Source organism: Metasolibacillus fluoroglycofenilyticus (genome assembly GCF_003049645.1).
Taxonomy (GTDB): Bacteria; Bacillota; Bacilli; order Bacillales_A; family Planococcaceae; genus Metasolibacillus; species Metasolibacillus fluoroglycofenilyticus.
Map to the genome: position 1 here is coordinate 1,291,935 of NZ_PYWK01000001.1, position 15,792 is coordinate 1,307,726.

At 38.4% G+C, this 15,792-nt stretch carries 19 protein-coding genes; 13 read left to right on the plus strand and 6 right to left on the minus strand.

What is annotated here, in order from left to right:
* Positions 1–156 precede the first annotated feature (156 nt).
* From C9J36_RS05910 to dacB, 3 genes are all read left to right on the plus strand, one after another.
* Complete coding sequence (locus C9J36_RS05910; protein WP_066163925.1) at positions 157–1,458, plus strand: DEAD/DEAH box helicase; 1,302 nt, start codon at positions 157–159, stop codon at positions 1,456–1,458.
* A 12-nt stretch (positions 1,459–1,470) separates the two neighbouring features.
* Entirely contained in the window at positions 1,471–2,358 is an 888-nt protein-coding gene (locus tag C9J36_RS05915) for a deoxyribonuclease IV (protein WP_066163922.1), read from the plus strand.
* 271 nt (positions 2,359–2,629) lie between these two features.
* Positions 2,630–4,012: a D-alanyl-D-alanine carboxypeptidase/D-alanyl-D-alanine endopeptidase gene (gene dacB, locus C9J36_RS05920; RefSeq protein WP_235616015.1), complete on the plus strand. Its 1,383-nt coding sequence runs from the start codon at positions 2,630–2,632 to the stop codon at positions 4,010–4,012.
* Positions 4,013–4,336: 324 nt separating this feature from the next.
* On the opposite strand, the gene C9J36_RS05925 is transcribed toward dacB, so the two are convergent.
* Positions 4,337–4,576, minus strand: coding sequence for a hypothetical protein (locus C9J36_RS05925; protein WP_082798955.1), 240 nt, complete (start codon positions 4,574–4,576; stop codon positions 4,337–4,339).
* A 104-nt stretch (positions 4,577–4,680) separates the two neighbouring features.
* Here C9J36_RS05925 and C9J36_RS05930 point away from each other — a divergent pair, with 104 nt between their 5' ends.
* From C9J36_RS05930 to C9J36_RS05975, 10 genes are all read left to right on the plus strand, one after another.
* Positions 4,681–5,427 (plus strand): metal ABC transporter ATP-binding protein, encoded by a 747-nt coding sequence (locus C9J36_RS05930; protein WP_107942508.1) that lies wholly within the window; start codon positions 4,681–4,683, stop codon positions 5,425–5,427.
* Positions 5,428–5,440: 13 nt separating this feature from the next.
* Complete coding sequence (locus C9J36_RS05935) at positions 5,441–6,292, plus strand: metal ABC transporter permease (protein WP_107942509.1); 852 nt, start codon at positions 5,441–5,443, stop codon at positions 6,290–6,292.
* Positions 6,289–6,708, plus strand: a complete 420-nt coding sequence (locus C9J36_RS05940; RefSeq protein ID WP_107942510.1) for a Fur family transcriptional regulator — start codon at positions 6,289–6,291, stop codon at positions 6,706–6,708. Before C9J36_RS05935 ends, C9J36_RS05940 begins: the two co-directional genes overlap by 4 nt.
* Positions 6,709–7,044: 336 nt before the next feature.
* On the plus strand, positions 7,045–7,698 hold the full coding sequence (locus C9J36_RS05945; protein WP_161956379.1) for a bifunctional adenosylcobinamide kinase/adenosylcobinamide-phosphate guanylyltransferase: 654 nt from the start codon (positions 7,045–7,047) through the stop codon (positions 7,696–7,698).
* A 12-nt stretch (positions 7,699–7,710) separates the two neighbouring features.
* Entirely contained in the window at positions 7,711–8,478 is a 768-nt protein-coding gene (gene cobS, locus C9J36_RS05950) for an adenosylcobinamide-GDP ribazoletransferase (protein WP_107942512.1), read from the plus strand.
* Positions 8,451–9,041 carry a histidine phosphatase family protein gene (locus tag C9J36_RS05955; protein ID WP_066163905.1) on the plus strand — a complete coding sequence of 197 codons (591 nt, stop codon included), beginning with the start codon at positions 8,451–8,453 and terminating at the stop codon, positions 9,039–9,041. The genes cobS and C9J36_RS05955 overlap by 28 nt, the downstream gene beginning before the upstream one ends.
* Positions 8,993–9,397, plus strand: a complete 405-nt coding sequence (locus C9J36_RS05960) for a bifunctional adenosylcobinamide kinase/adenosylcobinamide-phosphate guanylyltransferase (protein WP_066163902.1) — start codon at positions 8,993–8,995, stop codon at positions 9,395–9,397. Before C9J36_RS05955 ends, C9J36_RS05960 begins: the two co-directional genes overlap by 49 nt.
* Positions 9,394–9,885, plus strand: a complete 492-nt coding sequence (locus tag C9J36_RS05965) for an ECF transporter S component (RefSeq protein WP_107942513.1) — start codon at positions 9,394–9,396, stop codon at positions 9,883–9,885. Before C9J36_RS05960 ends, C9J36_RS05965 begins: the two co-directional genes overlap by 4 nt.
* 3 nt (positions 9,886–9,888) lie before the next feature.
* Positions 9,889–10,569, plus strand: coding sequence for a hypothetical protein (locus tag C9J36_RS05970; protein WP_107942514.1), 681 nt, complete (start codon positions 9,889–9,891; stop codon positions 10,567–10,569).
* A 234-nt stretch (positions 10,570–10,803) separates the two neighbouring features.
* Complete coding sequence (locus tag C9J36_RS05975) at positions 10,804–11,415, plus strand: DUF3298 and DUF4163 domain-containing protein (RefSeq protein ID WP_201261890.1); 612 nt, start codon at positions 10,804–10,806, stop codon at positions 11,413–11,415.
* Between the two features lies 1 nt (position 11,416).
* On the opposite strand, the gene C9J36_RS05980 is transcribed toward C9J36_RS05975, so the two are convergent.
* The 5 genes from C9J36_RS05980 to C9J36_RS06000 form a co-directional block, all read right to left on the minus strand.
* Positions 11,417–12,409, minus strand: a complete 993-nt coding sequence (locus tag C9J36_RS05980) for an HAAS signaling domain-containing protein (RefSeq protein ID WP_107942515.1) — start codon at positions 12,407–12,409, stop codon at positions 11,417–11,419.
* Positions 12,409–12,744 carry a PadR family transcriptional regulator gene (locus tag C9J36_RS05985; protein WP_066163891.1) on the minus strand — a complete coding sequence of 112 codons (336 nt, stop codon included), beginning with the start codon at positions 12,742–12,744 and terminating at the stop codon, positions 12,409–12,411. Before C9J36_RS05985 ends, C9J36_RS05980 begins: the two co-directional genes overlap by 1 nt.
* Positions 12,745–12,884: 140 nt before the next feature.
* On the minus strand, positions 12,885–13,634 hold the full coding sequence (pgeF, locus tag C9J36_RS05990) for a peptidoglycan editing factor PgeF (RefSeq protein ID WP_066163888.1): 750 nt from the start codon (positions 13,632–13,634) through the stop codon (positions 12,885–12,887).
* Positions 13,635–13,649: 15 nt separating this feature from the next.
* On the minus strand, positions 13,650–14,561 hold the full coding sequence (locus C9J36_RS05995; protein WP_066163886.1) for a methyl-accepting chemotaxis protein: 912 nt from the start codon (positions 14,559–14,561) through the stop codon (positions 13,650–13,652).
* Positions 14,562–14,904: 343 nt separating this feature from the next.
* Positions 14,905–15,507: a hypothetical protein gene (locus C9J36_RS06000; RefSeq protein WP_107942516.1), complete on the minus strand. Its 603-nt coding sequence runs from the start codon at positions 15,505–15,507 to the stop codon at positions 14,905–14,907.
* Positions 15,508–15,792 lie beyond the last annotated feature (285 nt).

The window sequence follows — 15,792 nt, forward strand, 5'->3', positions numbered from 1 at the left end:
CTGCACATCAAATGGACACTATGGTGGATTTACAACTATCATATGCAAAGAATGTCACATGGGTTCTGAATGAAAAAGTTTACAACATCGTTGCTTGATTAGGCACGTAAAACAGTATTTCATGGTACAATAATAAAGATTTAAGGAGGAGCGATTATGTCGAAATATACAGATTATCAATTAAAACCTTTTTTGCAGGACGCTATTGCAAAATTAGGCTTTGTTGAACCAACACCGATTCAAAAAGAAATGATTCCACTGGTGCTAAAAGGCAAGAGTGCTATTGGACAAGCGCATACGGGAACAGGGAAAACGCATAGCTTTTTAATTCCGATTGTACAGCGTTTAGATGAAAGCAAGCAAGAAGTACAAGCCGTTATTACTTCACCAACACGTGAGCTTGCACAGCAAATTTTCGATGCATTGCAGCAATTAATCGAAGGAACAGAAATCCAAGCAAAATTATTTATTGGTGGTACGGATAAACAGCGTTCAATTGATAAATTAAAAACACAGCCGCACATCATTGTCGGCACACCAGGCCGTATAAAAGATTTAGTGAAGGAAAATGCGCTGCTTGTGCATACAGCAAATATCCTTGTTGTAGATGAAGCTGACTTAGCATTTGATATGGGCTTTATTGAAGAGATTGATGGCTTTGCTAGTCATATGCCTGAAAGCTTAGAAATGTTTGTATTTTCAGCAACAATTCCAGAAAAACTGCAACCATTTTTAAAGAAATATATGGAATCACCTGTTCATATCCATATGAATGATAAGCGACCAGTGGCTGAAAATATTGATTTTTACTTAGTGCCTGTTCGCTCAAAGTCACGTGATGCGCGCTTGTTAGATGTTATTAAAAGTATCAATCCTTATTTAGCCATTATTTTCTGTAATACGCGTAAAACAGCGGAGCACGTAGCTGGCTATCTAGCTGAGCAAGGTATTCGCGCTGGGCAAATTCACGGTGATTTGAGCCCACGTGATCGCAAAAAAATGATGAAGCAAATTCGTGATTTAGAATACCAATTTATCGTTGCGACTGATTTAGCTGCGCGTGGTATTGATATTCAAGGTATTTCACATGTTATTAATTATGAGATACCAGAGGATTTGGAATTCTTTATTCACCGAGTAGGTCGTACAGCGCGTGCCGGCAATAAAGGGACGGCGATTACACTATTCAAACCAGAAGATGAGGACGCATTAGTTCGCGTCGAAAAAATGGGTATTCCATTCGAGCAAAAAGATGTGAAAAATGGTGAATGGATTGAGCTAAAGGATCGTCACCAACGTCAAAATCGCGTGAAGCATGAAAATGAAATTGATGCGAAAGCAAAGGCACTTGTGCGTAAGCCGAAAAAAGTAAAGCCAGGTTATAAGCGCAATATGAAATGGGAAATGGAAAAAATAAAAAAACGTGAACGCCGTTTGAAAAATAGAGGTCGTAAATAGGGGGATTGAAGTATGTTATTAGGTTCGCACGTATCTATGAATGGGAAGAAAATGCTGCTAGGTGCTAGTGAAGAGGCATTAAGCTACGGTGCTAATACGTTTATGATTTATACTGGTGCGCCACAAAATACGCGTCGCAAGCCTATTGAAGAGCTAAATATTGAGGCAGGACTAGCACATATGCAGGAGCATGGCATGCAAAATATTGTAGTCCATGCACCATATATCATTAATCTTGGAAATACGACAAAGCCAGAAACATTTCGCCTTGGCGTAGACTTTTTACAAGAGGAAATTAGACGCACAGCAGCAATCGGGGCAACACAAATTGTTCTGCATCCAGGTGCACATGTTGGGGCGGGGGCAGACGCGGGTATTGCTAAAATTGTGGAAGGCTTAAATGAAGTATTATCTGAGGAGCATCCCGTGCAAATCGCACTGGAAACGATGGCTGGCAAAGGGAGTGAATGTGGTCGTACATTTGAGGAGCTCGCGCAAATTATTAGCGGCGTAACAAATAATGAGCGCCTTTCAGTTTGCTTCGATACTTGCCACGTCCATGATGCTGGCTACAATATTGTCGATGATTTTGATGGGGTTTTAAATGAGTTTGATAAAATAATTGGCTTAGACCGTTTAAAAGTGTTGCATATTAATGATTCGAAAAATGTGCGTGGTGCAGCAAAAGACCGCCATGAAAATATCGGCTTTGGCGAAATTGGCTTCAATGTATTGAACTATATTGTGCATCATAACCAACTAATGCACATACCGAAAATACTTGAAACACCTTTTGTTGGGGCAGATGCAAAAACGAAAGCGGCACCATATTTATATGAAATTTCCATGCTACGTGATGCAGAATTCCGACCAGCGTTAATAGATGCAATGCGAGGCTAAATAATCAACGCTGTCGGGGCTGTCTAGCAAGTAAATTATTGCTAGGCAGCCCTAAATATTTGCTCACCGATACCCCTATCTATGACTGTTAAGGAAATAAGAGATATTACAGATGGTTTGTGTGATTCGCAGATAATCCGTAAGAATGTGCAGATAGCTCATAAAAAATCGCAGTACACTTAAAATAAGTAATATGAAAGGGGGAGGGCGAGTTATTCTCGCTAAATAATAGATGAAAAAAATAACGCAAATGCTTCTAGTTTGTTTACTTTTGATAGGGTTACCTATTACAGCGAACGCACATATGCTTGACCAAGCGATAACGAAAAATATTGGCAAATTACATACAAGTGTGTCATTGCGCTCTTTAACAACTGGTAATGTTTTATATGAGCATAATGGGCAAACGTTGATGAAGCCTGCCTCCACATTAAAGCTCTTAACAGGAAGTGCCGCCTTGCATGTACTAGGGCGCGATTATACATTTTCAACAGAGCTATTTATAGATGGTGTAATTGCAGATGCAACATTATATGGTGATGTATACATAAAGGGTGGCGGGGATCCTACATTACAGCAGCAGGATTTTCTCACTTTTGCAAAAATATTAAAGCGCCACGGCATCCGCAAGATACAAGGCAATTTGTATGGAGATGATAGCGCATTTAGCGGCAATGCATTGACGCCGGGAATCGCTAAGGAAGATGAAACAGAATATTATGCGGCAAGAATATCTGCCCTAACAATGTCTCCGAACACAGATTATGATGCTGGGACGGTTATTGTACAAATAACAGGTGATAAGACTACACAGCCCCCAAGCTTTAGGGTTTTACCAAATGCGAGTGGAATGAAGATTGTCAATCAAGCAAGGACAGTTGCCAAAACAGGCAAAAATACATTAACAGTGAAAAGGCAATACAGCTCTAACACAGTTATTATTGCAGGTAATATTCCACAAGGGAGCACTGTGAAGGAATGGGTAACATTACAAGACCCAACGATTAATACGTTGCACGCTATTAAAAATACTTGGCAATCAACAGGTTTAAACATTTCACAAGTAACAGTTGGACGCAAAGTTATACCTGCAACAGCATCAAAATTATATACAAAAGAATCTTTGCCATTACATAAGCTTTATCCTGTTTTTATGAAGCTAAGCAATAACAGCATTGCAGATATACTAGTGAAAACCTTAGGATTAGAAATGTACGGTGAAGGCAATACAGAAAATGGAGTAGCTGCTTTACGCGATTATGCGTATTCTTTAGGCTTAAACACGAAGCAATGGCGTTTGGAAGATGGTTCAGGTATGTCACATGCTAACCGGGTTTCTGCCAATGAATTGACAGCCTTACTAGCAAAAATGCAGCAGCAGTCAATTTACACTAATTTTTATCAAGGCTTACCAATTGGTGGGCAGGAGGAACGCTTTGTTGGAGGTACTCTGCGCAAGCGCTTTGATACAAATGCACTTAGAGGACGTGTTGTCGCTAAAACAGGTAGCATTACAAATGTTTACACATTATCGGGTTATGTAACAGCTAAAAGTGGACGCCAATATGCATTTGCCATAATGACTGACAAGAAAAATGCGCAGGCTTTGAAGCAAATAGACCAGCTAGTAGAGGTTATTATTCAGCATTATTAATGAGAGAGGCGAGGCTGTCCAAAAAGCCGGGCATAGCCGGTATTTTGGACAGTGGAGATGATGTTTGACAAACTATTGAATCAACTAAATAGACAAGACATCTTTTAAAAACATGATGAACATTAGCTTTAGCAGTGTTGATTTTCAATAAAAGTGGAACAATGAAAATCATTATTTTATGCGGCATCAAAATAAAATAGGTTTTTCAGACAACCCCGCATTTCAATGATGGTACATTAAAATAATGGCTATTGAAAATAGAAAAGATTTTTTTGCATTTGAAATAATTTACTATGCCGATGAGAAGCATACAGCCTCGTTCTTTTAATTAAGCAATTGCATTAAATTTTTTCTTTTCTCTTTCCCAATAATTTTATCGACGCTTTTTAAAACATCTTTTGGAATGCCGCTAAAAAGCCAGCTCATATTGGCGCGCGCTAGCAGTGGGCGTAATTGCTTAATTTCTTTGGTGGACAGCTCGATGCCACTTTGTTTCTTTATAAAGGCTTGCACCTGTTGGTCATTCGCATCCATAAAAAAACGCATTAATTCCATTTGATTCATTTATTCATCCTTTCAAGCGTTTTACCTTTACAAATCACAAAAAGTCTACTATACTTTCAAATTGTAAATCGTAATGATTTTGAATTAGAAAGAAGAGAATGAATATGACAAAACCGATTATCCAATTACGCAATGTGTCATTTCAATATGATGGTACACAAGCTTTGAATAATATCTCCTTTCAAGTAGAGCAGGGAGACTTTTTAGCACTATTAGGTCCGAATGGGTCAGGTAAATCAACATTGTTAAAGCTTATACTTGGTTTATTAAAGCCAGCAAACGGTGAAATCGAACTGTTTGGTCAGCCGATACAAGCATTTAAACAGCGACAATGGATTGGCTATGTATCGCAAAAATCAAATGCCTTTAATTCAGGCTTTCCCGCAACAGTTGCAGAAGTTGTCAGAAGTGGCTTGACGAAGAAAATGGGTTTATTTAAGCGTTTTCCAAAAGATGTTGATACACGTGTAGTAGAAGCATTAAGAGCAGTGGGAATGGAAAATTTTGCGATGCGTAATATCGGACAACTATCTGGTGGGCAACAGCAGCGCGTTTTTATTGCACGAGCGCTTATTGCCGAACCGAGGCTACTTATACTTGATGAGCCGACAGTTGGTATCGACCATGAAAATGTGCAATCGTTTTATGATATGCTCGTTAAACTAAATGAGGAACGACAAATTACAATGATTTTAGTTACGCATGATGTGGATATTGTATCAGAACATATTAGCCATGTGGCATGCTTAAATAAAACGATTCATTTTCATGGTTATAAAGATGACTTTGACCATATCTCACAGCAAAAGCTTGATGCGTGGTATGGCCATAAAGTACGAAAGATCCACTAGGAGAGGTAGCAGGATGATAGAAGCAATTTTACGTTACGAATTTTTACAAAATGCCTTTTTTTCAGGGCTAATTATCGGCATTATTGCACCTTTACTTGGCGTATTTATTGTTGTGCGTAGGCTATCGCTTATTGCGGATGCACTGTCACATGTTACGCTTGCAGGGATTGCAGGTAGCTTATATATAAGTCAAAGCTTTGCGGCAATGGCTTTATTGAACCCAATCTATTTGGGCATTGTCGCTTCTGTTAGTGGCTCGATTTTAATAGAGCGTCTACGCCGTCTGTATAAGCATTATGAGGAGCTGGCAATTCCGATTATTATGTCGGGAGGAATCGGCTTAAGTGCAATTTTTATATCATTGGCAAGCGGCTTTAATACGGACTTAATGAGCTATTTATTTGGCTCAGTATCCGCTGTGTCGCGGCAAGATTTATGGATTGTTTTAGCGATTGCAGCAGTTGTTGTTGTCTTTTTACTGTTATTTTTCAAGGAATTATTTGTCCTTTCTTTTGATGAGGAATACGCAAAGGCAAGTGGACTGCCGGCAAAGTGGATTCATTTATTATTTATGGTAGTTGTGGCGCTTGTGATTGCGGCAAGTATGCGCATTGTAGGCATTTTGCTTGTATCGAGCTTGATGACATTGCCTGTTGCTGCAGCGATGCGTCTGGCCAAAGGCTTTAAGCAAGCAATCATTTACGCGATTCTTTTTGGCGAACTAGCGGTAATTATAGGACTTGTTAGCGCCTTTTACTTAAATTTAGCACCGGGTGGAACAATTGTTGTCACATCCATAGTCATATTATTATGTGTGATACTTGCAAAAAAATTTAAAACACAAGCAAAGGAGGCAGCGCTATGAATTTGACACGTGCATTGGAAATTTTAAAGGATAATGGCTATAAAAAAACGGATAAGCGGGAGCTCATCTTGAAAATGTTTGAAGAGACGGATAAATATTTAACGGCTCGCGATTTATTAGATGTTTTGAAAAAGGATTTTCCTGGGATGAGCTTTGATACAATTTATCGTAATTTAGCAACATTTGTCGAGCTCGGCATTTTGGACGAAACAGAGATGCAAGGGGAACGAAACTTCAGAATGCATTGTGAATCAGAGCACCATCATCATCACTTTATTTGTCGTGAATGTGGTAGTGTGAAAGAATTGCCTTTATGTCCGATGGAATTTCTTGGTGGGAGCTTGCCGAATTTCGAAGTTGAAGCACATAAATTTGAAGTGTATGGCAAATGCCCAGATTGTGTTATCGTGCAGTAATAAATATGTTATAATGACTGAAAAAGGACCGTCTGAAAAGTCATTTCACTTTTTTCACGATGTTTACTGCACCGATCGTGTAACAACAGGCACAGAAGTCTTCCACCTCGTGTAGATGGCTGAATCATAGGAACTTAGTCTAAGAATATCGCATACTAAGATAACGACTGAGTGACCAACATCGTGTTGACCTAAGCTTCGGTGGATATTGCAGATTTTAAGAGGTGTTTTTGGGCAAGCTTGAAAAAATCTGACCTAAAGTTAGCCGAGGCGTCATTGATAGATGATTCCTTTGCGATGGAGTATTGTGGCTACCGCAGAGGCAGGGGATTTTTTGTGGGTATTCAATACATCAGTGGGGCTGTCCGAAAAGATATTAGCTTTTCGGGCAGCCCCCTTTTTAGCATTAACTATTTTGGTGGTGGAATGATGGGACATTTAATATTTGTGACAGGCGGTGTTCGCAGTGGAAAAAGCGCATTCGCGGAGCAATATGCACAGCAGCTTGCGGCAACTAATGATAGCCGTTCTTTGACCTATATTGCGTCAGGAGTAGCCTTTGATGCGGAAATGCAAGCAAGAATTGCCAGACACCAAGCAGACCGAGAAGCTAGCGAGGCTATTTGGCATACGCTCGAAATACCAGATGTATTAGAAGAAGAGCTATTCGTATTTGGGAATGCTGAGGTTGTGCTATGGGATTGCTTAACAACATGGCTAGGGAATGTGATATATAAAACAAGCTCAGATAATAAACAAGCTCATGCCATTTCACATTACATTAAATCATTCAAGCAATATATTGAAAAGTGGAAAGAACAAGATATAATTATTTTACTTGTTTCTAATGAGGTATTAGACGAGCCAGCATCGCAATATGAAGAAACAGAATTATATAAGCAATTATTAGGCGAGCTTCATCAATGGATTGTGGCACAATGTGATGAAGCCTATGAAATAGACCATCGATTAAGTAAGCGTTGGAAGTAAGAGGAGGTAAAAATGAAGCATTTCTTAACAGGGCTACTCCTTAGCTTGCAGTTTTTTAGCGTGCTGCCAATTAAGCGAGAACTATCTTTAACGAAAAAAAATGTGACAGCCATGTATATACTTATGCCTCTTCTTAGCTTATTGACGGGTGGAGCGCTTATAGGATTTTTGACTATAAATAATTACTGGCTACAATTATCGCCATTATTAACAGCCGCCATTTTAGTCGTAGGTATGATTGTCATAACAGGTGGTATACATACAGATGGGTTTATCGACACAAGCGATGCTTTTTTTTCCTATCGTGATACAGAAAAGCGTTTAACAATTTTAGAGGACCCAAGGGTAGGAGCCTTTGGTGTTTTAGCAGTTGTCTGTTTATTATTGCTAAAAGTGGGATTTCTCTATGAGGCTTTATTGCGTGAAATTAATCTTTTTTACTTTATTGCAATTCCTCTTTTAGCACGTGTTGCGATGCTACTTTATTTCATTACAATGAAAAACGCAAAAACAACAGGATTAGCTGCTTATTTTAAGGAGCGAGTGCAGACAAAAGCAGTAATTGTAGCCTGTGTTTTTTATAGCCTGCTTGTCATCACCTTTGCACTGTATATGGGCGACTGGTCACTACTTGCTTTATATATTATCATGCTATGTAGCCTGCTTTTCTATCGCCATTGGTCAAATAAAAACTTTGCAGGAATGACAGGGGACTTACTTGGTGCACTTTATGAAGGGATGGAGCTTGTGCTATGGGGGACGCTATTACTATTCATTTAATTCGTCACGGTAAAACGCAGGCGAATACTGAACGAAAATATATTGGGCATACGGATGAACCAATTTTGCCATTGCAGCCGGTGCACATTGCCGTACAGCCTACCATTGTTTATGGAAGTGACTTAAAACGCTGTCAGCAGACGGCAGCCTGCTATTTTCCGCAAGTACCTTATGAGGCGAGCGCGGATTTACGTGAGCTTGACTTTGGGCAGTTTGAAATGAAAACATATGAGCAATTAAAAGACGACCCACACTATAGAAAATGGTTAGCAAATCCTGCGCAAGTAACACCGCCATCTGGTGAAAGCTTTCAAGCGTTTAAAGAACGAGTAGGGCATGCTGTACAACAAATTATTACAGGGCCAGGTCAGTATACCTTCGTTGTACATGGAGGGGTGATTCGTTTATTGTTGGCACAGTTTTCACAGCAGCCATTTGAAGGCCTACATGCAGAGCATCATCTACTATATAGCTGCTATTGGTCGCATTTTTCTGCATGGAAGGAGGGAGAGCGATGCACGTCTATATCGGAGGTGCCTATAATGGTAAACGACAGTATGTAAGGCAGCATTATAAACAGCAGCATATTTTTGAGGGACATTTACCAGAGCCGACTGCTTTTAGGCAGCAAGATGTTGTAATCCTAGGACGCTTTGAAGAAATGGTCAAGCGGCTTGCCCATTTAACAGAGGATGAAATTGTAGCTATATTAATGGACAAATTGCGACAGCTAGATGCTCAGGCAACAGTAGTATGTATTTGTACAGATATGGGAAGAGGCATTGTCCCACTAGAGAGAGAGCAGCGATTTCTACGAGATACTTGTGGTAGATTGTATCAAGCGATGTTTGCATATAGCGAGCAAGTGACACGCATTTGGTACGGTATTCCGCAAATAGTAAAGGAGAAGGGACTATGACGAGAGAAAATTTACGTTTTATCGTTTTAACGGCATTATTAGCAGCCTTATGCGCAATAGGAGGGCTTGTTAAAATACCTGTTTTTATCGCGTCAGCCGCGCTTGATTCGGCTCCAGCATTATTAGCCGCCTTTGTGCTGCCGCCTATTTATGCAGGCTTTGTGGGTGCTTTAGGACATCTGGCAACAGCGCTAAGCTCAGGAATGCCGTTCGGCTCATTTCATGCCATTATTGCATTTGAAATGTTCACGATTATTTGGATTTTTGCACGTTTACATAAAGCGGGCTTTGCTAAAACGAAATGGGCTTGGATGCTTGTCGCAAATGGTTTTATAGCTGCATTACCATTTTATTTTTTAATTTCACCAGCCTTTTACATCGGTGCATTGCCGGGTTTATTGCTTGCTACAGTCATTAATATTGGAGTGGCTATTGCCTGTGCTCCTGTACTCCAACGTGTGAAAAAAATGGTGAAATGGGAGGGGTAAGCAATGCGAAACGCTATCCTGCTTGATTCCACAACCATTTTAACAATAGACAATTCAGGGTGTATCGGTGAAAAAGATGCTGACTATGTTCAAGTGCCGAATGAAATTGTCGCTTATTTTGCAACGCGAGTGGCACTTTTAGAGCAATGGTGCGCTGGAGCCGAGCCAAGTCATTTAGTAATAGCGAACTTTACAGGAGAAACTGCTTGGGCTGACTATGTGAGGGGCTGTCAGCGACAATTTGAAGAAATCGGAAAAGACTTACCACCAATTGTAGGCTCAACAGAATCCAATTTTTCTGCGTTGCAATCAGGCTTAAGCTTAACGATGATTGGAAAAAGGAAATTTACACCAACAATTGTAAATTGCCACTACTTTGTAATTGGGCGACCTTTAGTAGGGCAGCAAGTAATGGAGCATAGACAAGATGTGGCAAATTTATGCGAGCTTTATACACTGTTACAGGCAGATGTTATTAAAGCATTATGGCCCTGTGGCTCTAAAGGAATCGGTGTGGAAATCTCTGCGTTTACAGGGCAACGATTTGACTGCACTGTAGATATGAAGAGCTCCGCTGGTCCCGCAACAGCTATTCTTGTTGCTGTCGAAGAAACTAATATTGAGCAGTTATATCAAGCGATATCGGCGCCGATTTATCGTTTAGAAAAAATCGAGGCTTTCTAAAACGAATGAATTATATTTAGTACGATGAAAATATAATTTTACTTATTCATTATAAACGGAAGGGTGAAGATGTTAGATTTACTGTTTACACTCTTTTGAAACGAGCTACTGTACTTTTTTAAGTTTAATAAAACGTCCGAGAAGCAGTGCTCCGCACGTTTTTCGGACGTCCCTCATGGATAAAAGACTTTTGACTAGCATACAATGTCAAAAATGAGAAAAGAGTTGGTTTTTTTGTCTTTTACATTTCCAGTGACAACGCAAACGCATACTGTCCAAAATACGCCACAGCAAATTATTTACTATCCTCAAGCAATACAAATGCATAATCCTTCATTACAATTTTTTATTAATCAAACAATCGTCCATGAAACGCAGCAATTAATAAATAAACAAGCAGGTAGTATGCCTTCTACAATCGAGCAAATGCTAGGCACATATGAGCTGAAAAATAATCAGCGCGATGTGCTCAGCTTAACGCTATCGAACTATGTTTATTTTTATCATGCCGCACACGGGATGACGGTTGTTCAACCGCTGACATTTGACTTGAAAAAAGGAGAGCTATGTCAGTTGAAAGATTTATTTAAACCAAATAGCGATTATGTCAACGTCATATCTCGGCATATTAAGGAGCAAATAAAAGAGCGCAATATCCCAGTAATTGAGCCATTTACGACCATTTCACCAAATCAATTTTTCTATATTGCAGATAAAACACTCGTTATTTTCTTCCAATTATACGATTTAGCACCGTATTATTATGGCTTACCAATGTTCCCAATTTCGGTGTATGAACTTGCCAATATCGTAGTAGAAGATGAACCACTTGGGAGAATGATGTAAGTTATATTTTTGCTTTATGAAAGCCTTTATAAATATCAATACAAGTTGTAATGATAATTGTAATTATTGTCAAAATAACGATGTAGCTTAGACTTTGCTCGATTTTTATAGTAGCGATATTCATTAAATTAGCTAAATAAGGAGCAAGCTCAGCATTTATTAAATTTGTGTTGCGAATGATAATAATAAAAATGACAACACTAATTAATTTAATTATAAGATTTGCTATGGCCATATTCATTGTCCATACCCGATGCTTCAGTTTGTATAAAAGTAGCACAATTTCCAATGCAATAGCTAGTAGGAAAAAGGGGGCGAATGCCAACAAAGTTTGTTGCTGGAAAATAGGCATAACGAACAGCAAATTACCACTGTCAGTAGTTTGGTGTATACCGATAAAATGCCCTGCTGTGAAATAACAAATCGTAAAAATAATAAACCAGCCAAATTCAAATAATATTTCACCGATAGAAATTCCTTTTTTATCAGGAATTATTTGTACTTTGTCTAACTCCTCTACTGTCCATTCTTCATTCACCGTTAAATTTCTAACACCGCTACGCTCTAAAATAACAAAAGTAATTGTTATCCAAAACAACACATGCAATGCCACCATGATTAAATCTACAATACTAAAACTCACAAATTTAATTAAAATTGCTAGAATAGATTGTACTTCATTAAGTAATAAAATATTTTGGACGACTTGCACAATAAGCGTTATTAATAGTGCCCATGGCAATATCAATTTAATTGTATCGACGTATGAATCATACAGCGAAGGTCCAATTAAATAACGCGCTTCATCACGATAATTTGCAGCAAGATGAGCAGGGCTACCAAGCTTTTCTAAAGCAAGCTTAATATCGTCTGCACTGTAATTGTCTGGTAGCATATCTTCAATTGTTGATGTCAGCTCAAGTGCAATATCATTTCGGCTTTTTTTAGGTAATCTACGTGTTACCTCATACACATACGCTTCAATTAACTTCATTATTTATCATCTCCTTGTAACAAAGTATTTAATTCACTTGCTAAAGTTAGCCATTCTGTTTTTAGCTGCTCAAAAATCTCATTGCCATAATTGCTAATTACGTAATATTTACGTGGTCTGCTTTCAGTTGTATCCCAACTACTTGTGACAAGTTCTTGCTTTTCTAAACGTCTTAGCAGGGGATATAGCGTGTTTTGTTCAATACTAACGCCTGCTTGTTCTAAGCGCTGAACAAGTGAATAGCCATACTGAGGTGTTTGTAATTGGCTTAAGACGGCTAAAGTCAACGTGCCGCGTCTCAATTCTATTGTGAAAGAATCAATTAACGAGCTCATATAATCCACTCCTTATATACTGTGTATAGTACAGTATAGTGTATTGTATGTCAATGTATGTTATCTTGATTACAGTTTTGAAAATTTCTTTAAAAAAACCGCCTAAAATCGGAATTTTGATTTCAGGCGGCTTTTCTATTTTATTTACGTACAACAAAAATCATATGTCTACCACAAGTTTTTTGTTGGCGGTAGGAGAAGCCATGTGCTGCGTCGTATGTACATGTTCGGTCGAGCTGTATATTTTCTGTTGGCACACCAGCTAGTAGACATTGCTGTCGTACAGTGAATTGATTGTCGATATGATATTTTTTTGTTGGCTTATGAAAGTACATAAAATCATCAGCATAGCCAAGCGCTTGAAACTGCTTATATACATCTGCATCTACTTCAAAGCGTTGCTGGCTTAACGCCATGCCAATTTGCACGTGAAAATCAGTAGGGTTGTTTCCTTCCTCCATTAATTTTTGTAGCAATTTTGCTGTAATTTCTTTCACAGTTCCTTGCCAGCCACTATGAATTACGGCACATAAACCTGTTGTGGCATTCGTTATGATAACAGGCACGCAATCTGCTGTAAAAATCGCGAGTACAACTCCTTGCTCATACGTATACAGGGCATCCGTTTGCGGGATGGCAGATGCTTGATTTTCTGCGCCGTTACCTTTTTGGGATTTCGTTATCTTTTGGAAGTTTGCACTATGTGTTTGTTCTGGGCAAACAAAATCTTTTAGTAAATAGCCAATTTCGTTAGCAAGTTGCTGGCGATTTTGAAGAACAGTCAGTGGGCTTTCAGATGTGTAAAATGCCATATTATTGGATTCCATGCTATCGTTCTTCAGTGTTATTCCAGCTAAAAAATGCTCGTTATTCATATAAAGTTGAAGCATTAGCGTACAACCCCTTTAAATTCTCTCAATAAATTCATTTGTGTTTTTTTCCAATGATTCAGCAGTTTGGGCAATATATTGAAAGTGATTTACTGTTTTTTCAATTTGCTCTGTGCTGCCCTGCACACTTTTTGTTATAGCATCAATACTAGTCGTGACGGAATTTATTCTATCAATAATACGGTCAACATTATCCTTTACTTCGCCAATCGACTGTGAAACCTTTGTTGATAGATTGCGTACTTCCTGAGCGACAACATTGAATCCTTTGCCATGCTCACCTGCACGAGCGGCCTCAATTGCCGCATTTAGCGCAAGTAAATTTGTTTGTGCAGCAATATCGCGAATGGTTTTGACGACATTGGTAATGGACTCCGCTTCTCGCTGTAAAGCTTGCAAATTTTGTTGATTTATTGTTGACTCTTCCTCGATATGCTCAATGTTGCTCAGCAAAGTGATGCTATCATTATGGCCGATTTGGGATTTTTCATTTAATGTTTCCGACATATCTTTTAGTTGATTTGCTAAAGAATTCACATTTTCCATTCTTTCTGTAATGTTTAAAGCGATTTTACTAACACCAATCACTTGACGACCATTATCAGAGAAAATAGGCATATAAGTTACTTCTAGCCATATTTTTTCTCCAGAAACATGTTTTCGTATAACTTTGTCTTTATAAGAGTTCCCTTGTTCTATATGTCTCCAAAATTCTTTATATGAAGGGCTTTCAGAAAATTCAGGGAAGCAAAATTGGCTATGATTTACCCCGATTAATTGTGCTGCTTTGTAGCCGAGCATCGCAGCAAACTGCTCATTTACATATTCAACATCATGATTTAGATTAAAGCGGACAATTGCTAGATTTTTTTCTAAAGATTTTACAACATGTTGGTCTGTCACTTGTTCAATTTGTTTGTTTATCATATATAGCCTCCTCTTTGTAGCCTATAAAAATAATGCTCGTTATAGTTTAGTGTAATGAAAAAGCATGCATCTGACTAGTAATTTTTTCTTATACATATTAAAACTTTAATCAATTACGCCTTGGCGTAATTGCGTTGGGATTTTGAACGGTGCTTGCACAATTCAAAGTCCCTGACATCCGCCGGAGGCTTAAATTTCAGCGAGTGTTTGGACACCCGCTGAAATTGGTCTCATACCTGTGTACCTGTCGCTACGCTTTCGGTACAAAAAATATTGCTGAGAGACGTTAAAAAAACTACATAAATCATAATTGATTCCATGTAGTTCCATTGACATATATAGTTTAATTTTCCACCACAATATTTTTTTTATGGAAGTGCGTTGAAGCCTCATCGTAGCTATTTTTAATAAGGCGCTCTAGCGTGTTTTCTTTCGTCAAAATCGGCATGATGATTTTGACGATGGCTGCTTGATCTTCCACGAATTGACGTACCTCTTCGTCGCTGCCTTTGTGTGCCTCAAAATAGGAGCGACGTCTATTGCGAATAATAATATCCTCGCGGTTTTCTACTAATAATACTTCTGCTAGCCATTGGCTTAAAGCTTCTGCAAGATAAAGTGCTGTAATGAATAGTAACTCGGTAGCTATATCAGGATGTGTTTTAATAAATTTGAAATAATGATCATTTTTTAATTCATCTAAAATGATAAAATTGCTTGAATAATAGAGTGTTTTTTCTACTGATTCCAAAATGAGATATTCATCTGGTTGCAAGAGTAGCCAAATATTAAATGCAGCAACCCAAACATCGTTTGAGCTAATGGTTCCCGCTTGTGGAATTGAATGATATTGCGGTAATTTTCTTGCTAACGCTTTAAACTCATTTACTAATAAATCATCTTCTAGAAATAATAAACTTTTTTCAGCTGTAACTGTCTCAAACATCCTTGCTCACCTCACTCGGCTTACTAATCTTTACCACTATTGTATCGTTTCCAATTTTTTATGCAATATATTTACCTGAATTTAGTACAAGAGTTGCAGTTTAGCGTTCAAAAGACCGTGTGTTAGTCGTCCTTTTGAACGCTTTTGATGGGATTTTGTCAAAATGCTCACTTGGTAGAATAGTGAGGGGATTCTTTGAAAATGGATGATTTAGTAATGTTTCTTCTAAGCGTAAGAGAAGAAATGAAAAACTTACTTTCCAGAAGCTTCATTAAAACAAAAATG

Coding starts and splice junctions, on each gene's coding strand:
- C9J36_RS05910 (WP_066163925.1), top strand. CDS start 157: ATGTCGAAATATACAGATTATCAATTAAAACCTTTTTTGCAGGACGCT.
- C9J36_RS05915 (WP_066163922.1), top strand. CDS start 1,471: ATGTTATTAGGTTCGCACGTATCTATGAATGGGAAGAAAATGCTGCTA.
- C9J36_RS05925 (WP_082798955.1), bottom strand. CDS start 4,576: ATGAATCAAATGGAATTAATGCGTTTTTTTATGGATGCGAATGACCAA.
- C9J36_RS05930 (WP_107942508.1), top strand. CDS start 4,681: ATGACAAAACCGATTATCCAATTACGCAATGTGTCATTTCAATATGAT.
- C9J36_RS05935 (WP_107942509.1), top strand. CDS start 5,441: ATGATAGAAGCAATTTTACGTTACGAATTTTTACAAAATGCCTTTTTT.
- C9J36_RS05940 (WP_107942510.1), top strand. CDS start 6,289: ATGAATTTGACACGTGCATTGGAAATTTTAAAGGATAATGGCTATAAA.
- cobS (WP_107942512.1), top strand. CDS start 7,711: ATGAAGCATTTCTTAACAGGGCTACTCCTTAGCTTGCAGTTTTTTAGC.
- C9J36_RS05955 (WP_066163905.1), top strand. CDS start 8,451: ATGGGGGACGCTATTACTATTCATTTAATTCGTCACGGTAAAACGCAG.
- C9J36_RS05960 (WP_066163902.1), top strand. CDS start 8,993: ATGCACGTCTATATCGGAGGTGCCTATAATGGTAAACGACAGTATGTA.
- C9J36_RS05965 (WP_107942513.1), top strand. CDS start 9,394: ATGACGAGAGAAAATTTACGTTTTATCGTTTTAACGGCATTATTAGCA.
- C9J36_RS05970 (WP_107942514.1), top strand. CDS start 9,889: ATGCGAAACGCTATCCTGCTTGATTCCACAACCATTTTAACAATAGAC.
- C9J36_RS05980 (WP_107942515.1), bottom strand. CDS start 12,409: ATGAAGTTAATTGAAGCGTATGTGTATGAGGTAACACGTAGATTACCT.
- C9J36_RS05985 (WP_066163891.1), bottom strand. CDS start 12,744: ATGAGCTCGTTAATTGATTCTTTCACAATAGAATTGAGACGCGGCACG.
- pgeF (WP_066163888.1), bottom strand. CDS start 13,634: ATGCTTCAACTTTATATGAATAACGAGCATTTTTTAGCTGGAATAACA.
- C9J36_RS05995 (WP_066163886.1), bottom strand. CDS start 14,561: ATGATAAACAAACAAATTGAACAAGTGACAGACCAACATGTTGTAAAA.
- C9J36_RS06000 (WP_107942516.1), bottom strand. CDS start 15,507: ATGTTTGAGACAGTTACAGCTGAAAAAAGTTTATTATTTCTAGAAGAT.